Origin of the sequence: Nonomuraea roseola (genome assembly GCF_039535395.1) — a bacterium.
Taxonomy (GTDB): Bacteria; Actinomycetota; Actinomycetes; order Streptosporangiales; family Streptosporangiaceae; genus Nonomuraea; species Nonomuraea roseola.
In genome coordinates, this window is the sequence record NZ_BAAAXC010000012.1 from 451190 (window position 1) to 465764 (window position 14575).

General features: G+C 69.1%; 18 protein-coding genes. 4 read left to right on the top strand and 14 right to left on the bottom strand.

The window, feature by feature from the left end; all coding sequences use genetic code 11:
- Positions 1 to 148: 148 nt before the first annotated feature.
- Positions 149 to 616 carry a cupin domain-containing protein gene (locus ABFX55_RS14195; protein WP_346121154.1) on the bottom strand — a complete coding sequence of 156 codons (468 nt, stop codon included), beginning with the start codon at positions 614 to 616 and terminating at the stop codon, positions 149 to 151.
- Between the two features lie 238 nt (positions 617 to 854).
- Here ABFX55_RS14195 and ABFX55_RS14200 point away from each other — a divergent pair, with 238 nt between their 5' ends.
- Both ABFX55_RS14200 and ABFX55_RS14205 read left to right on the top strand, forming a co-directional pair.
- Complete coding sequence (locus ABFX55_RS14200) at positions 855 to 1289, top strand: hypothetical protein (RefSeq protein WP_346121156.1); 435 nt, start codon at positions 855 to 857, stop codon at positions 1287 to 1289.
- Entirely contained in the window at positions 1286 to 4399 is a 3114-nt protein-coding gene (locus ABFX55_RS14205) for a tetratricopeptide repeat protein (protein ID WP_346121158.1), read from the top strand. The genes ABFX55_RS14200 and ABFX55_RS14205 overlap by 4 nt, the downstream gene beginning before the upstream one ends.
- 99 nt (positions 4400 to 4498) lie before the next feature.
- On the opposite strand, the gene ABFX55_RS14210 is transcribed toward ABFX55_RS14205, so the two are convergent.
- From ABFX55_RS14210 to ABFX55_RS14260, 11 genes are all read right to left on the bottom strand, one after another.
- On the bottom strand, positions 4499 to 4741 hold the full coding sequence (locus tag ABFX55_RS14210) for a hypothetical protein (protein ID WP_346121159.1): 243 nt from the start codon (positions 4739 to 4741) through the stop codon (positions 4499 to 4501).
- Between the two features lie 227 nt (positions 4742 to 4968).
- Positions 4969 to 5280 carry a gas vesicle protein K gene (locus tag ABFX55_RS14215; protein ID WP_346121161.1) on the bottom strand — a complete coding sequence of 104 codons (312 nt, stop codon included), beginning with the start codon at positions 5278 to 5280 and terminating at the stop codon, positions 4969 to 4971.
- Positions 5281 to 5286: 6 nt separating this feature from the next.
- Positions 5287 to 5514 (bottom strand): gas vesicle protein, encoded by a 228-nt coding sequence (locus ABFX55_RS14220; protein ID WP_346121163.1) that lies wholly within the window; start codon positions 5512 to 5514, stop codon positions 5287 to 5289.
- Positions 5504 to 6289 (bottom strand): GvpL/GvpF family gas vesicle protein, encoded by a 786-nt coding sequence (locus ABFX55_RS14225; RefSeq protein WP_346121165.1) that lies wholly within the window; start codon positions 6287 to 6289, stop codon positions 5504 to 5506. The genes ABFX55_RS14220 and ABFX55_RS14225 overlap by 11 nt, the downstream gene beginning before the upstream one ends.
- The gene (gene gvpJ / locus ABFX55_RS14230; protein ID WP_346121167.1) at positions 6286 to 6642 is read right to left on the bottom strand and encodes a gas vesicle protein GvpJ; all 357 of its coding nucleotides are present in this window, start codon (positions 6640 to 6642) and stop codon (positions 6286 to 6288) included. The genes ABFX55_RS14225 and gvpJ (ABFX55_RS14230) overlap by 4 nt, the downstream gene beginning before the upstream one ends.
- A 1-nt stretch (position 6643) precedes the next feature.
- The gene (gene gvpO / locus ABFX55_RS14235; protein ID WP_183659398.1) at positions 6644 to 6982 is read right to left on the bottom strand and encodes a gas vesicle protein GvpO; all 339 of its coding nucleotides are present in this window, start codon (positions 6980 to 6982) and stop codon (positions 6644 to 6646) included.
- Between the two features lie 4 nt (positions 6983 to 6986).
- Entirely contained in the window at positions 6987 to 7244 is a 258-nt protein-coding gene (locus ABFX55_RS14240; protein WP_346121169.1) for a gas vesicle protein GvpG, read from the bottom strand.
- Positions 7235 to 8047 (bottom strand): GvpL/GvpF family gas vesicle protein, encoded by an 813-nt coding sequence (locus tag ABFX55_RS14245; RefSeq protein ID WP_346121171.1) that lies wholly within the window; start codon positions 8045 to 8047, stop codon positions 7235 to 7237. Before ABFX55_RS14245 ends, ABFX55_RS14240 begins: the two co-directional genes overlap by 10 nt.
- A 1-nt stretch (position 8048) precedes the next feature.
- Positions 8049 to 8477, bottom strand: coding sequence for a gas vesicle protein GvpJ (gene gvpJ / locus ABFX55_RS49810; protein WP_428834763.1), 429 nt, complete (start codon positions 8475 to 8477; stop codon positions 8049 to 8051).
- Between the two features lie 34 nt (positions 8478 to 8511).
- Entirely contained in the window at positions 8512 to 9786 is a 1275-nt protein-coding gene (locus ABFX55_RS14255) for an SRPBCC family protein (RefSeq protein ID WP_346121173.1), read from the bottom strand.
- Positions 9783 to 10232 carry a hypothetical protein gene (locus ABFX55_RS14260; RefSeq protein WP_346121175.1) on the bottom strand — a complete coding sequence of 150 codons (450 nt, stop codon included), beginning with the start codon at positions 10230 to 10232 and terminating at the stop codon, positions 9783 to 9785. Before ABFX55_RS14260 ends, ABFX55_RS14255 begins: the two co-directional genes overlap by 4 nt.
- A gap of 462 nt (positions 10233 to 10694) precedes the next feature.
- On the opposite strand from ABFX55_RS14260, the gene ABFX55_RS14265 reads away from it, so the two are divergent.
- Positions 10695 to 11462, top strand: a complete 768-nt coding sequence (locus tag ABFX55_RS14265; RefSeq protein ID WP_346121177.1) for a hypothetical protein — start codon at positions 10695 to 10697, stop codon at positions 11460 to 11462.
- 831 nt (positions 11463 to 12293) lie between these two features.
- Here the strand turns inward: ABFX55_RS14265 and ABFX55_RS14270 are convergent.
- Entirely contained in the window at positions 12294 to 12632 is a 339-nt protein-coding gene (locus ABFX55_RS14270; RefSeq protein ID WP_346121179.1) for a hypothetical protein, read from the bottom strand.
- 53 nt (positions 12633 to 12685) lie between these two features.
- Here ABFX55_RS14270 and ABFX55_RS14275 point away from each other — a divergent pair, with 53 nt between their 5' ends.
- Positions 12686 to 13255 (top strand): hypothetical protein, encoded by a 570-nt coding sequence (locus ABFX55_RS14275; RefSeq protein ID WP_346121181.1) that lies wholly within the window; start codon positions 12686 to 12688, stop codon positions 13253 to 13255.
- Positions 13256 to 13777: 522 nt separating this feature from the next.
- Here ABFX55_RS14275 and ABFX55_RS14280 read toward each other — a convergent pair.
- Positions 13778 to 14422, bottom strand: a complete 645-nt coding sequence (locus ABFX55_RS14280; protein ID WP_346121991.1) for a DNA alkylation repair protein — start codon at positions 14420 to 14422, stop codon at positions 13778 to 13780.
- Positions 14423 to 14575: the final 153 nt, after the last annotated feature.

Below are 14575 nucleotides of genomic sequence, written 5' to 3' on the forward strand. Positions count from 1 at the left end.
CTATTAGAATAGTAAAAGGGTATGGGCGCAGGTGATCTTCGTCAACCTGGATCGCCTGCGGTGCCTACCATGACGACGGGCCCCCGGCGCAGCCGCAGCCATCGGTGGATCACCGTCGACGGGGCCGACGGCACGACCTGCCACTCGTTCAGGCGGGTGGCCTCATCTGCACGCCGTACTTGCCGGCCGCCGCGACGAGCCTGTCCACATCGGGCGGCGAGTCGGACGGAGGCGGCAGTTCCCGCGACGGCGCCCGCTCGCCCACCTCGGCGAAGAACTCGTCGAGCCCGCCGGGCAGGTAGACGAACAGCACGCGGGCCGTGCTGGTGGGCTCGAAGGTCTCCAACGTGCCTTCGGGAATGTAGACGAAGGAGTCAGGTCCTGCCTCCACCGACTCTTCGCCGATCTGCAGGCGCACCGTCCCCTCCAGGACGTAGGCGATCTCGCCGCCCGCGTGCGTGTGCAGTGGCGGGCCCGATCCCGGAGGGAGGGTCATGTGCATGACCGTGACGCTGCCGTTCGTTTCGCCGCTTGCCGCTTTGACCTCGTAGAGGCCGCCGAGTACCCAGAAGGCGTCACCTTCGCCCGGCTTGCGCACGACTACCTTGTTCGCCATCGCCGGCCCCCTTTGTCCAGCTATCCCCTCTCTCCACCTGACCAGGCACAATGCGTCGCCGTCAAGGTGCGGGCCCCTACCTTTGCCCGGGCGCCTGCCGTCCGGATGAGTAGGGGTTACTCATGCCTGGGCCGCACGCCGTTCATACGGTGAGGCGGTCGGCGAACCACTGCCTGCTGGGTGACGTCAGATCCGGAGACATGCCGTACGAACAAAGGAGCCGAGAGTGATAGAAGCCGTGGCAGAGCTGGCAATGGCCGGCGCCGCGACCGTCGTCGGCGCCATGGCCACCGACGCGTGGCAGAGCGCCAGGTCGGCAGCCGGGCGTTTGTTCGGTCAGGGTGACGAAGGCCGGCGTGAGATCGCCGAGACCCGGCTCGACCGCGCGGCGGCGGAGGTGAAGGTCGCCGATCCGGCCCACCGGGACGAGGTGCGTGAGCGCATCGCCGCCTCGTGGCAGATCCGCCTGGCGGACCTGATCGAGGAGCAGCCCCAGGCAGAGGCGCAGCTGCGGCGGATGATCGAGGATCTGCGCAGGCAGCTCCCGCCCGCGCAGCAGACGTGGGTGCAGCACATCACCGCCTCAGGGCAGGGGTCGGTTGCCCAGGGCGTGATGTTCGGCAACATCATCACCCACCGGCTGGGCTCAGAGGACAGGCCGGATCAGGCATGACCACGCCCTACGGCGACGGCGTCGTGCAGAACGTCAGCGTGAACGCTGGTGTCGCCTACGGCGTCATCGGCGCGGATCTGCACGTCTTCGGTGACGGAAGTCCGTTGTACCTGCTGGAGAACTGGCGCGGTCCCGTACCCGTCGACTCCGGCACGTTGCGCGACCAGCCCAGCCGGATGCTCAACGCGCGCCACGCCGTCGTGGAGTTCACGGGCCGCGAGGCCGAGATGGCGCAGCTGCGTGGCTGGCGCGACAGCACCCCCCGCCTGGGGGTGCGGTGGCTGCACGGACCCGGCGGGCAGGGAAAGTCGCGTCTGGCCGCCCAGGTCGCGGAGGAGTCGCTGGCGCAGGGGTGGAAGGTGATCTCGGCCGTCCACGGCCCCGGCACCGTGCTGCCGGCCGACCGGCGGGAGGACCTGCGCCTGACCGGCGCCGCAGGGCTGCTCGTCATCGTGGACTACGCCGACCAGTGGCCGCTGACCCACCTGACCTGGCTCTTCAGCAACGCGCTGCTGTACCAGGTCGGGGTGCCCACCAGGATCCTGCTGGTGGCGCGGACGCTGGACGCCTGGCCTGGGGTTCGCGCCACGCTCGCCGACCGCCTGGCCAGCACCTCGGCGCAGGCCCTGTCCGCGCTGGACGCCGTCACCGCCGAGCGTCAGGACATGTTCCTGGCCGCTCGCGACAGCTTCGCGCGGCACTACGACCTCGCCGATCCCGAGGCCATCGCCGCGCCGTCCGGGTTGGACGGCCAGGACCTGGGGCTGACCCTTGGGGTGCACATGGCGGCCCTGGTGGCCGTCGACGCGTACGCGACAGGGGTGCGGCGTCCGCCACCCGCTGACATGGCGGCGCTGGCCGCGTACCTGCTGGACCGGGAGCACCTGCACTGGGCGCGGCTGCACAGCGAGGAGACACACCGGATCGACCCCGCGGGCCGGACGTTCACCACGACGCCCGCGGCGATGAACTACGCCGTGTTCATCGCCTCCCTCACCGGCGCGGTCGCCCACGATGCCGGCCGATCGCTGCTCGGCGGGGCTCCCGTCGATCTGGACGAGGACCGGACGCTCGCCGACCACGCCGTCTGCTATCCGCCGTTGCACCCCGCGGCGACCTCGGTGCTCGAGCCCCTCTACCCCGATCGGCTCGCCGAGGACTTCCTGGCGCTCACCATCACGGGACATCCCGTCGACTATCCGGCGCAGCCCTGGGCCGCGCCGACCGCGGCCGCGGTCCTGCGGCGACCTGCCGTCGATCACACTCAGGCGTGGACGCCGCGGGCTGTCACGTTCCTCGCCTCGGCGGCGGGTCGCTGGGCGCATGTCGGCCCCCGCTGCCTCTTCCCGCTGCTTCGCGACGACCCGCAACTGGCCTACGACGCCGGCAGCGCCGCCCTGGTCGCCCTGGCCACCGCCGTCGACGTCGACTCCGACCTGCTCGAATCCCTCGCCGACCTCCTGCCGGACGATCAGCATGTGGACCTCGACGTCGGCGCCGCGGCGGTGGCTCAGCGTGTGATCACCGGCCGGCTGGCCACCACCGACGACCTGGAGGAGCGTGCGGATCTCCTGGCAGAGCTCGGCAAGCGGCTGTCGTACGCCGGACGTTCCGAGGACGCGCTCGAACCGACCAGGGCCGCCCTGACCATCCGTCGGCAGCTGGCAGCCGACGGCTCCTACGGCCATCAGTCGGATGTCGCCGCCTCGCTGAACGTTCTGGGAATCCTCCAGTCGGCGCTCGGCCTGCACGAAGAGGCGCTGGCCACCACCCTCGAGGCCATGGAGATCCACCGCGAGCTGGCCGAGCCGTCGTACATGATCGCCATGGGCGCCGTGCACCTGCCTGCGCTCGCCACGACTCTGCACAACGCCGCCAGGCTCTGCGAACTGCTGGGCGACCCCTACCAAGCCCTCCGGCACGCGCAGGAATCGGTGTCCATCGACGCCCAGCTGGCCCGCGAGCACCCCGCCCACCTGTCGGAGTTCGCCGAGTCGCTGGCGATGGTGGGGGCGATCCTGTCGAACCTGGGACGGGAGAGCGAGGCGTTGTTCGCCGAGGAACAGGCCGCGCAGATCCTCACCGCCCTGGCCGACGTGGACCCCGCCGCGCACCTGCCGGAGCTGGCGGACGTACTGAACAACATGGGCATCACCCTGTCCAAGCTCGGCCGCCCCGCGGACGCGGTGACGCCGATGATCCGGGCGGTCGAGCTCGAGCGGAGGCTGGCCAAGGCCAATCCTGACGCGTACCTGCCCGGTCTGGCCCAAGCCCTCAACAACCTGAGCACCCGGTACGCCGAGCTGGGAGACTTCCTCGAAGCGCTTCCTGTCGCGGAGGAGTCCGTGGGGATCTACACCCGCCTCGCGGCCGCCAACCCGGTCGCGCATGCCGAAGGGCTCGCTCGTGCCCTGCACAATCTCAGCAGCGGCCAGATGACCAAGGGGATGCTCTGCCGGGAACCGGAGCTCCTGCGCGTCGGCATCGAGACCGAACAACGGGCTCTGCGACTCCAGCGCGACCTGGCCGCGAGCAATCCGGCGGCACACATCAAGGACCTCGCCGGCTATCTCATGGCATTCGGCTTCAAGCTCTCGAAGGCGGAGCGCCACCTCGAGGGGCTGGCGCCGACGGAGGAGGCCGTCATGATCTTCCGTCGGCTGGCCGGTGACGACCCCGTCGCGCACCGGCCGAGCCTGGCGCTCGGCCTGACGGGCTTCGCCACCGTACGCGCGTCAGGCGGCGTGGATCTGGACCGGGCACACGCCGCCTTCCAGGAGGCCTTCGACATCTATCGGGAGCTGGAGGAGACCACGCCGGGGGTGCACCTGGCCAACCTCGCCAGCGCTCTGCTCAATTTCGTGACGACCAGGGCCACCAGCGGGGCGACGCCGGACGCCGCGTTGGAGGCCGTTGAAGAGGCGGTGTCCATCTACGAACACATCCTGGAGGCCATGCCGGACAACCGGCTGCAGGCTCTCGGGTTGTGGGGGACCTACCATCTGTGGGCCGAGCTGCTGGACGAGGTCGGCCGCGGCGAAGAGGCGGCGGACCTGCGCGGGCAGCTGGCCGAACACCAGCGCGAGGCCGAACGCGGCGTTGGCGCGTGACCGGCGCCCTCGGGTACGGCATGCCGTCGCGGCCCGTCGACCGCACGTGCGCCCACCGCGTGTCGTCCTGGCCGGACGGCCAGGACGACACGCGACTGGTCAGGTGTTGAACGTGTTGAGGATCAGGGCGCGGACCAGGAAGCGGATCTGCTTGTGGAGCTCCTCTTTCGGCTTCTCGCTGCAGCCAGACGGCGGACAGAGCGGCGCGGCCACGGTGGCGGCCGGAGCGCTCGCCGGCGCGGCGAGGGCGCTGGTGGCGGTGAGCGGGGCGGCGGCCAGGCCGAGCACGGTGGCGGCGGCCGCGATGGCGGCGGCGCGCCGGACGTCGGGAATGCGACGCATGGATGATCTCCCTCGATAACAGGCGGTCGAGCCGGGGGAAGAGCGGCCGTGGGCCGCTTCGGGGTTCTACCGTCAGATCACCGCACGGGAATCACCACCGTTGTGAAACTTAGCGTCAAGAGATGCTCGCCGCGTCTCGAGCGGGCCTCGGGCGCAGGGGAGTGGGCCGGGCGGCGCAACCGCCCTGCGTGCTGTCGGTGGCCCGCGTCCGGCGAGGGACAGGGGCTTCAGTCCCTCGGCAGCAGGGTCCCGAGCGGTCCGAGGTCGAGGTTCAGGTCGGCTGGAGACAGGTCGAACCGCTCACACAGCTCGGTCATGGCCTCTTCCAGCCGCATCAGCGTCAGGCCGAGCGTCTCGATCTGCTCGTCCGTCAGGTCTCCCTGCTCCATCCGCCGCACGCACTGGCGCTCCACCAGCTGGCGGACGAGCTCGACGAGGGTGAGCACCAGCCGGGAGAGATCACGCTCCATGGCCTCGGTGTCGGTCTCGATGCGCAGCCTGCTCGGCCGCGCGCTTCTCGGTGGTTCGAGGGCGTCCATGGCGTCTCACCTCCTGGTGCCGTCGCCGATCGTGTCGCCGTCCCGCACGGACGTGATCAACGCCCGTACGGAGATCCGTACCAGGTCGATGTCCGCGATCGACAGCACGAGATCGCCGCTCACGACGACCCCGCCCGCCAGCAGCCGATCCAGGAGGTCGACGAGGGCCACCCGTTCCGAGGGAAGACGGCCCTCCCTGGCCAGTGCGGCGCCGCGCGGTTCCTCAATCGTCATCGGGCACCCCCGGTTCGGCGGGCTCTGCCAGTTCCGCGAAGGAATAGGGCGCCCAGGGGCCGGTGAGCTCGATGTCGACGCCCTCTCCCCGCAGACCCTCTGCCAGGCGGGCGAACTCTTCGGCGCGGGAGAGATCGACGAGGTAGGCGCCGTTGAGGATCATGAGCTCCTTCCTGCCTGACAGCTCGGGGTCCTGCGCTCGGTGACGGTGGCTCGCGGTCGCGAAGGACGAGAGGACGTCATGGATCTGCTCCGCACGTGAGGCGGCCTGACGCCATGCGTCCTCGCGTCCGCGCAGGCTCGCCTGGCGTCGCTTGAGGTATGCCGCTCCTGGGCCGCCCTCTTCGGCGCGCTCCTCGACCGGCGGCGCGCCGGCGAGGTCCATGTAGACCTTGACCCCCCATTCCTGGCGATCGGTGATGCGGGAGAGCACCTCGACGAAGTCGTCATGTCTCCGGCTCAGGAGGTTCCTGACCTGATCGTCATCGGTGTAGACGGTGACGAGCCGGACCGGCGCGGTAGGGCTCGCCTCGGCGACCGCTTCCACGACGGCATGGTGGGCCCTGGCCGTGTCACCGAGCCAGTCGAGATCCTCCATCGACCTCTGCAGCGGTTGGGAGCCGAACTGATCCAGCGGGACGGTGCTCACATAGGCGACCAGACCGGCATGGGTGATCGCCCGCACGGGCGTGCCGCCGACACCCGCGAGGCCCTCGGCTCGATTGCGGCCGACGCCACGCGTGACCGCGTACAGGTAGGTCCCCGTGTCATTCATTGCTCGTCCGATCGTTCCGCGTCCAGAGATTGGCGCTCCTCCATCGCCGACAGCCGGGCGCGAAGCCTGCGGTTCTCCTCCAGCAGGCCACGGTTGTCGCCCGTGAGCCACGGATCGTGCTCCCACCAGTCGATGCCCATCTCCCTGGCGGTGTCGACCGAGGCGATCACCAGCCGCAGCTTGATCGTCAGCAGTTCGATGTCGAGGAGGTTCACCCGGATGTCGCCCGCGATCACCACTCCTCTGTCGAGAACCCTCTCCAGGATGTCGCCGAGGTTGGCGGGCTCACGGCCTGCCGTCGCGGGCGACGATGATTGGCGTACGGCAGGCAGAGGGCGTGAGGCGTCGGTCATCTCACGACCTCTCGTAGGGATTGTCGCTGCTGCTGCGCCTGTAACGGCCCTTCCTGCGGTAGGACATCAGGTTGCCCTCCATGTCGAGGTCGGCCTCGTACAGCGCCAGGACGTCCCCGGAGGAGGGGATGCGACGGTCCTCGACCACCTCGACGACCACCACCCATCCGTCTTCGGTGGGTTCCACGAGCGTGACGCCCTCCGCCTCCCTGGCGGTCAGGTCGATGACGTGACGCAGTCCCACCTCGCCGGCAGTGGCGGCGGTGAGAGCGCGGGGGCGACGCTCGCGAGGTCTGTCGCCCTGCTCCTCCGGACGTACGACCCTGCGCTTGGCGGGCACGAGGTCACCTCCTTTCCGTGTCATCCATAGGGCCGGCGGGTTGGCCGGTCATCCGCTGAAGAATCAGATTCATGGCCTCCTCCGCCTCCTCCTCGGACATCGCGCCTGTGGCTCTCGCCGTCTCGATCTCCTCCAGCTCCCGCCTCACCACGGCCGGATCCCGCAACTGGCGCTCGGCCTCGTCCTGTATCAACTCCGCCAGCCGGATCAGGCCCTTGAGGGGAGCGAGCGGCAGGCCCAGGAGGGATGTGATCAGTCCCATCCCTCATCACCCTGTCTCGTCATGACGAAGTCGTACGCCGCGAGCGGTCCGAGCAGGCGCAGTTTGATCCGGTCGGCCCATCGTCGACCGAGTTCCTCCATCACCTGCTCCAGCTCGGCCTGCCGGCTCGTCTCGATGAGCAGGGCCACATGGACGGCGTCCTGCTCGTGCGAAGGCTGGCGTACGACCGACAGCACGCTGAGCTCATCGACCTGTTCGATCAGCTCGGCGGTGTCCGCTTCTCTCTTGGCCGTGATCGCCTCGTTGATCATCTCGCCGAGCTGGATGCGCTCGTTCCTGGTGGCGTCCTCGGGCAGATCACGGATCTCGTCACGCAGCCGGGCGGCCTCGGGGTTCTCCTCGAGAATCTCCATGAACACCGCGTCCTCGATGTACCGTCCCTTGACCACGTACTGGGCGCGCCCTTCCAGCTCCTCGAGCGCGGCGACGAACTCGTCGTGGTTCGGGCGAAGAAACTCCTCGACCACCGCGTCGTCGTCCGTGATCACCGCCCCGAACCGGAGGGGCAGCACGGGCACCTCCGCCGCGGCCGCGTCAAGCAGCTCCTCGTGCGCGAGCAGATCGTGGGGCGTGCCGAGCGGGCGATCGAGACTGATGTCGCTTACCAGAGCGGCGATCCTGCCGTGCTGCAGCGACCGCACCTGGGTGGGCGGATCCCCCACACCACGAGTCTCCGTGTCGACCTCGATCTCGGCCGGCACGACGCCGTAGACATAGCACCCGGTGGTCTGTTCCTCCGGCACGCTCTCCGAGGTGGCGGAGGTCTCAGTTGATCGGACCATGTCAGCCCTCCTCCGGTCGCTCCGTTCGGCGGAGCTTCTTTCGGCGCCCGTCGTCGCGTTCGTCGGTGAGGTCGCCGAGTCTCTCGCCGGCGCTCTCCAGCGACCCCTGGATGACGGTCTTGGGCTTCTGGGACTTCTGAGGCTCCTGGGGCGTCTGGTCGCCCTTCACGCTCTGCACGAGCTCCGGCAGCCCTGGCTTGCTCTTGTCCGTGAGATCCAACCGGTTCACCGCCTCGGCGAAGCGCAGATAGGTGTCCACGCTGGCCACGGTGATCCGCGCGTCGATGCTCAGGAGCTCGATGCCGACCAGTGAGATCCCGACGTAGGCGTCGATGACGAGCCCCTTGTCGAGGATCGAGTCGATGACATCTGCCAGACCGGACCCGGTGCGACGTTCAGCCGCTCCGCCTCCCGCGGGCTGTACCGTCATGCCTTGCCTCTCCTTGGTGTTGACTCTCGGCTCGTCACTTGCGCGTAGCGCTCGCCCTCCTCCGGGTGGGGCGGGCAGGCGGCTCCTCGGTGTCTTCGGCGTCCTGCGTGCGCCGCCGCCGTACTGGGCGTGCCGCGCCCGGCCTCTTCGGCCGCTCCCTGGCGACCACGGGCTGTGGCTCCTCTTCTTCTTCTTCCTCTTCTTCCTCTTCCTCTACGGCTTGGGGCTCTTCTTCTTCCTCCTCCTCTTCTTCCTCCTCCGGCTCCTCCTCTTCCTCTTCCTCTTCCTCTTCTTCCTCTACGTCCTGGGGCCCTTCCTCCTCTTCTTCTTCTTCCTCCTCAGGCTCCTCCTCTTCGCCCTCCTCCACGTCCTGGGGCTCCTCCTCCTCGGTCAGCTGGTCCTCCTCCTCGGAAGGCTGTTCGGTCTCCTCCTCCTCCTCCTCCTGCTCTTCCGCGAGGGCCGTCTCGTGATCCTTGGTGACCTTGCCTTCGTGTATCTCTCCGCGCCAGCCGTCGGAGGTCGCCTCGTCGAGGTTCAGCAATGTCTGCGTCATGACATGACGCGCGAAGTGCTTGAGCTCGAGACGGGCTCGCCTTCCCTGCAGACGCCCGAGGTTGCCGACCCGCTCGAACAGGCCCTGCGGGTGGTACTCCAGCACGAGCACCACGCGGGTGAGGTCGGGGGTGAGGGCATGGAAGGTCACCGCGCCGTCGACGTGCCCCTTGTCTCCCTTGGAGCGCCAGACAATGCGTTGGTCCGGCACCTGTTCCAGGATCTTGGACTCCCAGCTGCGATGGGACCAGACGATCTGCGCCTTCCACGTGAGCTTCTCGTCGGCTTCCTGGTCGACGTTCTCCACCTTCTTCATGAAGGAGGGGAAGTCCCTGAACTGGGTCCACTGGTTGTAGACGGCCCGCACGGGAGCACCGACATCGATCACTTCGACGATGTTGGTGACGCGCAGCTTGGCGCCCTTCTTCCCGCCTCCGCCCTTTTTGCCGAGAAGGCCGCCGACCACGCTGCCGGCAAGGCCGGCCACGCCCTTGACGGTCTCCGCCACCTTCCCGAGCCCTGAGCCGCCGGACTGCTCGTCCGACTGATCCGCCCCCGTGATGGCGCTCAGCAGACCTGTGCCGCCGCCTGCCGCGACGTCGGTCAGCCGCCCTGTCATCGCCTCGACCTTGTTCGTCGCCGAGAGCAGCGCGCGTTCGGCGACGGCCTGGAGAAGACCCTGCAGTTCCTGGGTGAGCTTGTCCGTCGGCAGTTCCTTGGTGACCTCGTCAGTGGCCGGGGCCTTGGGCATGTTCATCGCGATCCCCTCGTCGTCTTCGCGACGGGTCGCGCAGGACGCTCACGCCGGGTTCTCGCCGCTGCTTTGGGCGGCTCCTTCTTGGGCGGCTCCTTCTTCGGCGGCGCCTTCTTCGGTGGTGCCTTGGGAGGCTCCTCCTCGTAGGCCTCGTCCTCGAACACGCCGTCTTCGTAGGTCTCTTCGTCCCCCGACGCGGAGTCGGTGGCGCCCGGCTGGCGCAGGGACTCAGTGCGATCGAGGAGTCGCGAGCTCAGAGACTGGATCTGCCTGCTGGTCGCGGCCACAGCGGCCGCCTTCCCCGCCTCCATCAACTCGCCGCGCAGGCTCTTGGTCAGTTCCTGCAGCTCCGGCGAGGAACCGATCAACTTGGTTCCCTGCTGCAGGAGGCCACCTTCGCCCCGTTTGATACGGCTCGCCAGTCCGGCGGCCGCGAGCGCTGTCGCCATCCGCAGTTTGTGACGCCGCCCTAGGTAGTACCCGGCTGCGACAGCCATTGCTATCCGAGCTCGATCGTTCATGATGCGCCCTCGCCGTTCCTGTGCCGACCTCGACCGCCACTCCGACCTTCGCCGGAGCCGCGATCCGTCCCGCGAGTCCTTGAACCCGCTCACCCCTTCCCCTCAAAACGGATAAAGAAGCACGTATCGGAAAAACGTGCACAAACTTGACGTTGTGGACTCGGAGGGGCGGTCCGCCGGGGCGAGCCGCGCTGTTACCAGCGGTACTCGCTTCCGCGTCACCGGCGGTGGTCGCTTCCGCGTTAGCGGCGGTGCCCGCTTCCGCGTCCACGGGGAAGAACATTCCTTCGGGTTCATGAGCGCACCGCGGGGTAGCGGGGCAAGAGGAGACTCAGGGCTGAGGCGACGCCGTCTTGCGCGGCGCCTGCCGCGTGTGGCGAGGGGGGACGCGTGCTTGGACACCCGGCGACCGTTCTGAGCGCCGGGCTCGCGGCGGCCTTCGGCGTGGCGGCGTGGCTACGTCGCGGGCGACCGCTGCACCCCGACGGGCTGGTCCTCAACGCAGCCCTCAGCCTGCACGGGGCGCCCCAGCACCGAGGGGTCGCCTTCCTCGACGAGCCGGCGGAACTTCGAGGAGTCGCACGGCTGTCCCGGTCCCTCGGCCTGCCCGCTCCGCTCCCTGACGTCCTGGGCCTGGCCCTGCGATGGCCGCAGCCCGCGGCCGACGCCACTGTCGCCCGGCTCACCTCGGATCTGCTGCTGGCCACGACCGGTCACACCGTGGCGGGCCGCCGCCTGCTGCGGCCCGCGACGAGGTGGGCGCCGGGCATGTACGGCTCCCTGTTCGCGTTCGCGACCAGCAGCGGCACGGTCCTGCTCGGCGCGGTCGCCCGACGATCCTGGTCGTTGCCCGCGAACTTCCACGGACTCGCCCGCGCCGTCGAGCAGCGACCACTGGTGTTCGATCTCGTGGTGGCATCGCCGTCCGGGCCATGGGAGCGCTTCGGCGTACTCGAACTCGAAGGTCCGGCTCAGCAGGATGTCGCCGAGCCCATGCGGTTCAACCCGATCCGGCATCCGATCCCCGGCCTGAACCCTGCCGCCTGGCACCGGCAGCTGCGCGAACCGGCCTATGTGGCCGCGCAGCGAACACCCCATCGCACCGGCGTCGAACTCCCCGCTCGGCCAGGCGGGCGCGACAAGCGGTCCGGGCGCTGAGCGGGTGGCTGCCCCGAACGGCAGGCACCGCATTGGAGCTCCTCGAGGCGGACGGGACATGGGTCCCCTCTCGCGAGGTGGGCGGCGGCCGTACCGCGGGTGACCCCATGGGGGAGCTGCCGGTCATGCGGTCGGACGGCTCGTCCGTGCGGCCTCCGCATCCGGCAACAAACCATGACTTTCCGTGCCTGGAAGGATACTTTCTGTGCCGATCGGGTAGCGGAGGCCGGCACAGGCGGATGAGATGAGCGGACGTGTCCGGCCGAGGAAGGATCTCCGGAATGCCCCGACTCATCGGCGCGGCAGCGCTTCTCGTCGCGGTCGCGCTGACCGCCTCGTGCGGACCTGCCGGCTCGACCGCCTCCACCGGTGCGACGCGCTCGCCCACCTCTGCCCCGTTCGGGACGGCCTCGCCGTACCCCACCCCGACCGCGCTGACCTCGACGGTCAGCCCGACCCCGACCCCCACCACGACCGCGTCCACCCCGGCGGTGCGCCAGCCTCGTCTGCCCCGAGTGAAACCCCCTCAGCGCCCCGAGCCGAAGCCCACCGCGACGAAGCGCCGTCCGCCTCCCGCTCCGGCACGCACACGCCGGCCGCCGGCTCCGGCACGGATCGTGCACCCAGGGTCGTTCTGCTCGCCGCCCGGGGCCGTCGGCCGCACGAAAAGCGGCACGCGCATGGTGTGCGGCTCGCGCGGCGGCGGCAGGGCCCGGTGGCGCAGCGGGTGACCCCGCGTGAGCTCGGCACACGATGACGGGCTGCCAGGCCGCCGCCGCGCGGGCCGGGGCGTCGCCGATTGTGAGCTGCCGGCGGCGGGGTTGCGCCGTTCTACAGCTCCCAGTGGTCGCCGACGGTGCCGCACTCTCCCGACCAGATCACCCAGTTGAACTTGACCGCCCGCGCCAAGGCCCCTTTGTGCCCAAGGTGGATGCAACCGGTGGTGTAAGTGTTGGAGCCCACCGTGTAGCCAGAGACGTAGGCATGGTCGTGGCCTGGGTCCTCCCAGCCTCTGTTGTAGATGCCCCAGATGTACGCGCCGTCGCACTTGGGGCTGCCGTTGGACGGGGTCTGGCAGGCGAGCTTGGTGCCCGCCCCGTCGTAGTAGAAGCAGACGCTCCCCTTGGGGCAGACCCAGGCCATCGCCGCGCCGGCCGGGCCGGACGACACGCCCAACGTGGCGACGAACAAGCTCGGCCACCGGCGACCGCGACGGATACGAGATGGCGCATCTGCTCGACAACCACGTGCTCCTGCATCTGGCCAACGCGTCGATCTTGACCGGGATCATGCTGTCGGCGATGACCAGGTGGGGCTTCTTCCGCTACTGGTGGGTGCTGACCAAGTTCGCCATCACGATGTCCCAGCTCTACGCGGCCGTCTTCCTCCTCAGTCCGAGGCTCACCGCCCTGGCGGAGGGCGTACGGGGCTCCGATCCCGCTCTGCTCTTCGCCACGGCGCTCATGGCCTCGGCGATCGCCTTCCAGGGCTGGCTGTCGGTGGCGAAGCCATGGAAACGCACCCCCTGGGCGGAAGCGCGACTTGACGTCCCCCCCGCCGCCCCGGTCGGTCATTTGCCTCGTGTTGCTGGCGCCTGTACTGGACTGGCTACTCGCCGAGGTCGTATTCGGACACGCCGCGCCCCTGTTCACCACGCTTACCGCAATCGGCTACCCCATCTGGCGTCGGGTCAGGCTTGCCAGGCGTGCCTCATGACGCCGGGGGAGATGGCTGTGTTCGACCCCGGGGCCGCTTCCACCGGTCGCGGAGAGGGAGGCTTCCACCGGCCTTGAGGGCTGTCATGCCTGAGGTGAGATCCGCACTGGGAGCGGACCCAACAGGCAACCCACCCGGGCCAGACAGCGACCGCCTAGCTCGTGATCATGAACTCACGGAGGCTGTTCCTGTCCCTGGCCGGCGCCGCCATGGTGGGGGCATCAGCGCTCACCCCCGGCTGACGAACACCGCTGCAGCGCAGAACCCCACCGCGCCAGACAATAGGTGGCCTCGGCCGACCCTATTCCGTCAGGCTGCAAGAGCACCTCCCACACCGGCTCTGACTCGGCCGAGGCTTGGTGCACAAGCGGGGTTGGCTGCGTCTACGCCGGGGTCCTGGACAAGACCAACAGCGGAACGCAGAAGTGGTTCTGGGAACCCGGGCGACAGCCCCCGGCGCAAGGTCGAGGGCCTACTGCGAGGTGCCCCAGATCCGTGCCATCGGCAGCAGGTACAGCGTCACCCAGTGACGCAGCGAGGGGCCGACCACTTCGGTCCTTCGTCCGGCAGTAGCGGCACGAGCGCGAGCGCGAACCTTCCTACTTGTCGTGCTGGCGGCGCACCATCTCGGTGATCCAGGTGGGCGCGAACGGAGATGTGCAGCCTGGGGGAGTCGGGTAGTCCTTGAGCACCTGAAGGCGCTCACCGATGTCGATGGCACGGGCGCGGTGCTCGGCGTGCTCGATTCCGATCTGAGCCAGGCAGTGGTTCATCGCCCACTGCAGGCGAGCCGGGGCGTCTTTCATCTCCGCCTCGATGACGTCGAGCAGTCCCGCGAGGTCGAGGCCCTCGGGCTTCTTCGCCACGCGTTCGGTGGTAAGCGCCCAGCCGGCACTGGCGACCACTGGATCCGGATCGGCGGACCAGGCCAGTCGCAGCTCTTCGGAGTGCGGGTTCTTCTTCACCACGTAGTTCACGAGCCAGTCGTGCACCTTGGGTGTGCGCGCCTCGCGCAACATGACGTCCAACTCGTCACGCTCGAACGCCTTCGGGCGGCAGATCAGGATCGCCAGCAGTCTCGCCGCGGTGTCACCCGTCTCCCAGAGCCGGTACGCGAGTTCCTGCTGCGTCTTCAGCCGCTTCGCGAGGGCGCGCAGCTTGCTGAGGTTCACACCGTGATCGTCACCGTGTCTCTCATTCACGGCCCGTGTCTTCGCGTCCTCGAGCTCGGCCAGCTCGGCCATCACCTCGGACACCATCGTCTCGGTCAGCGTCGTCTCGGCCACCCCGGCCTCCTGTCCATCACGTGGGAGATTCAGCCTAGGACGGAAGTCGGCCTCCTGCCGCACACGCCGGTTCGGCGGCGGCCACCGACGCGAGATCCCGCTCTTCACAAA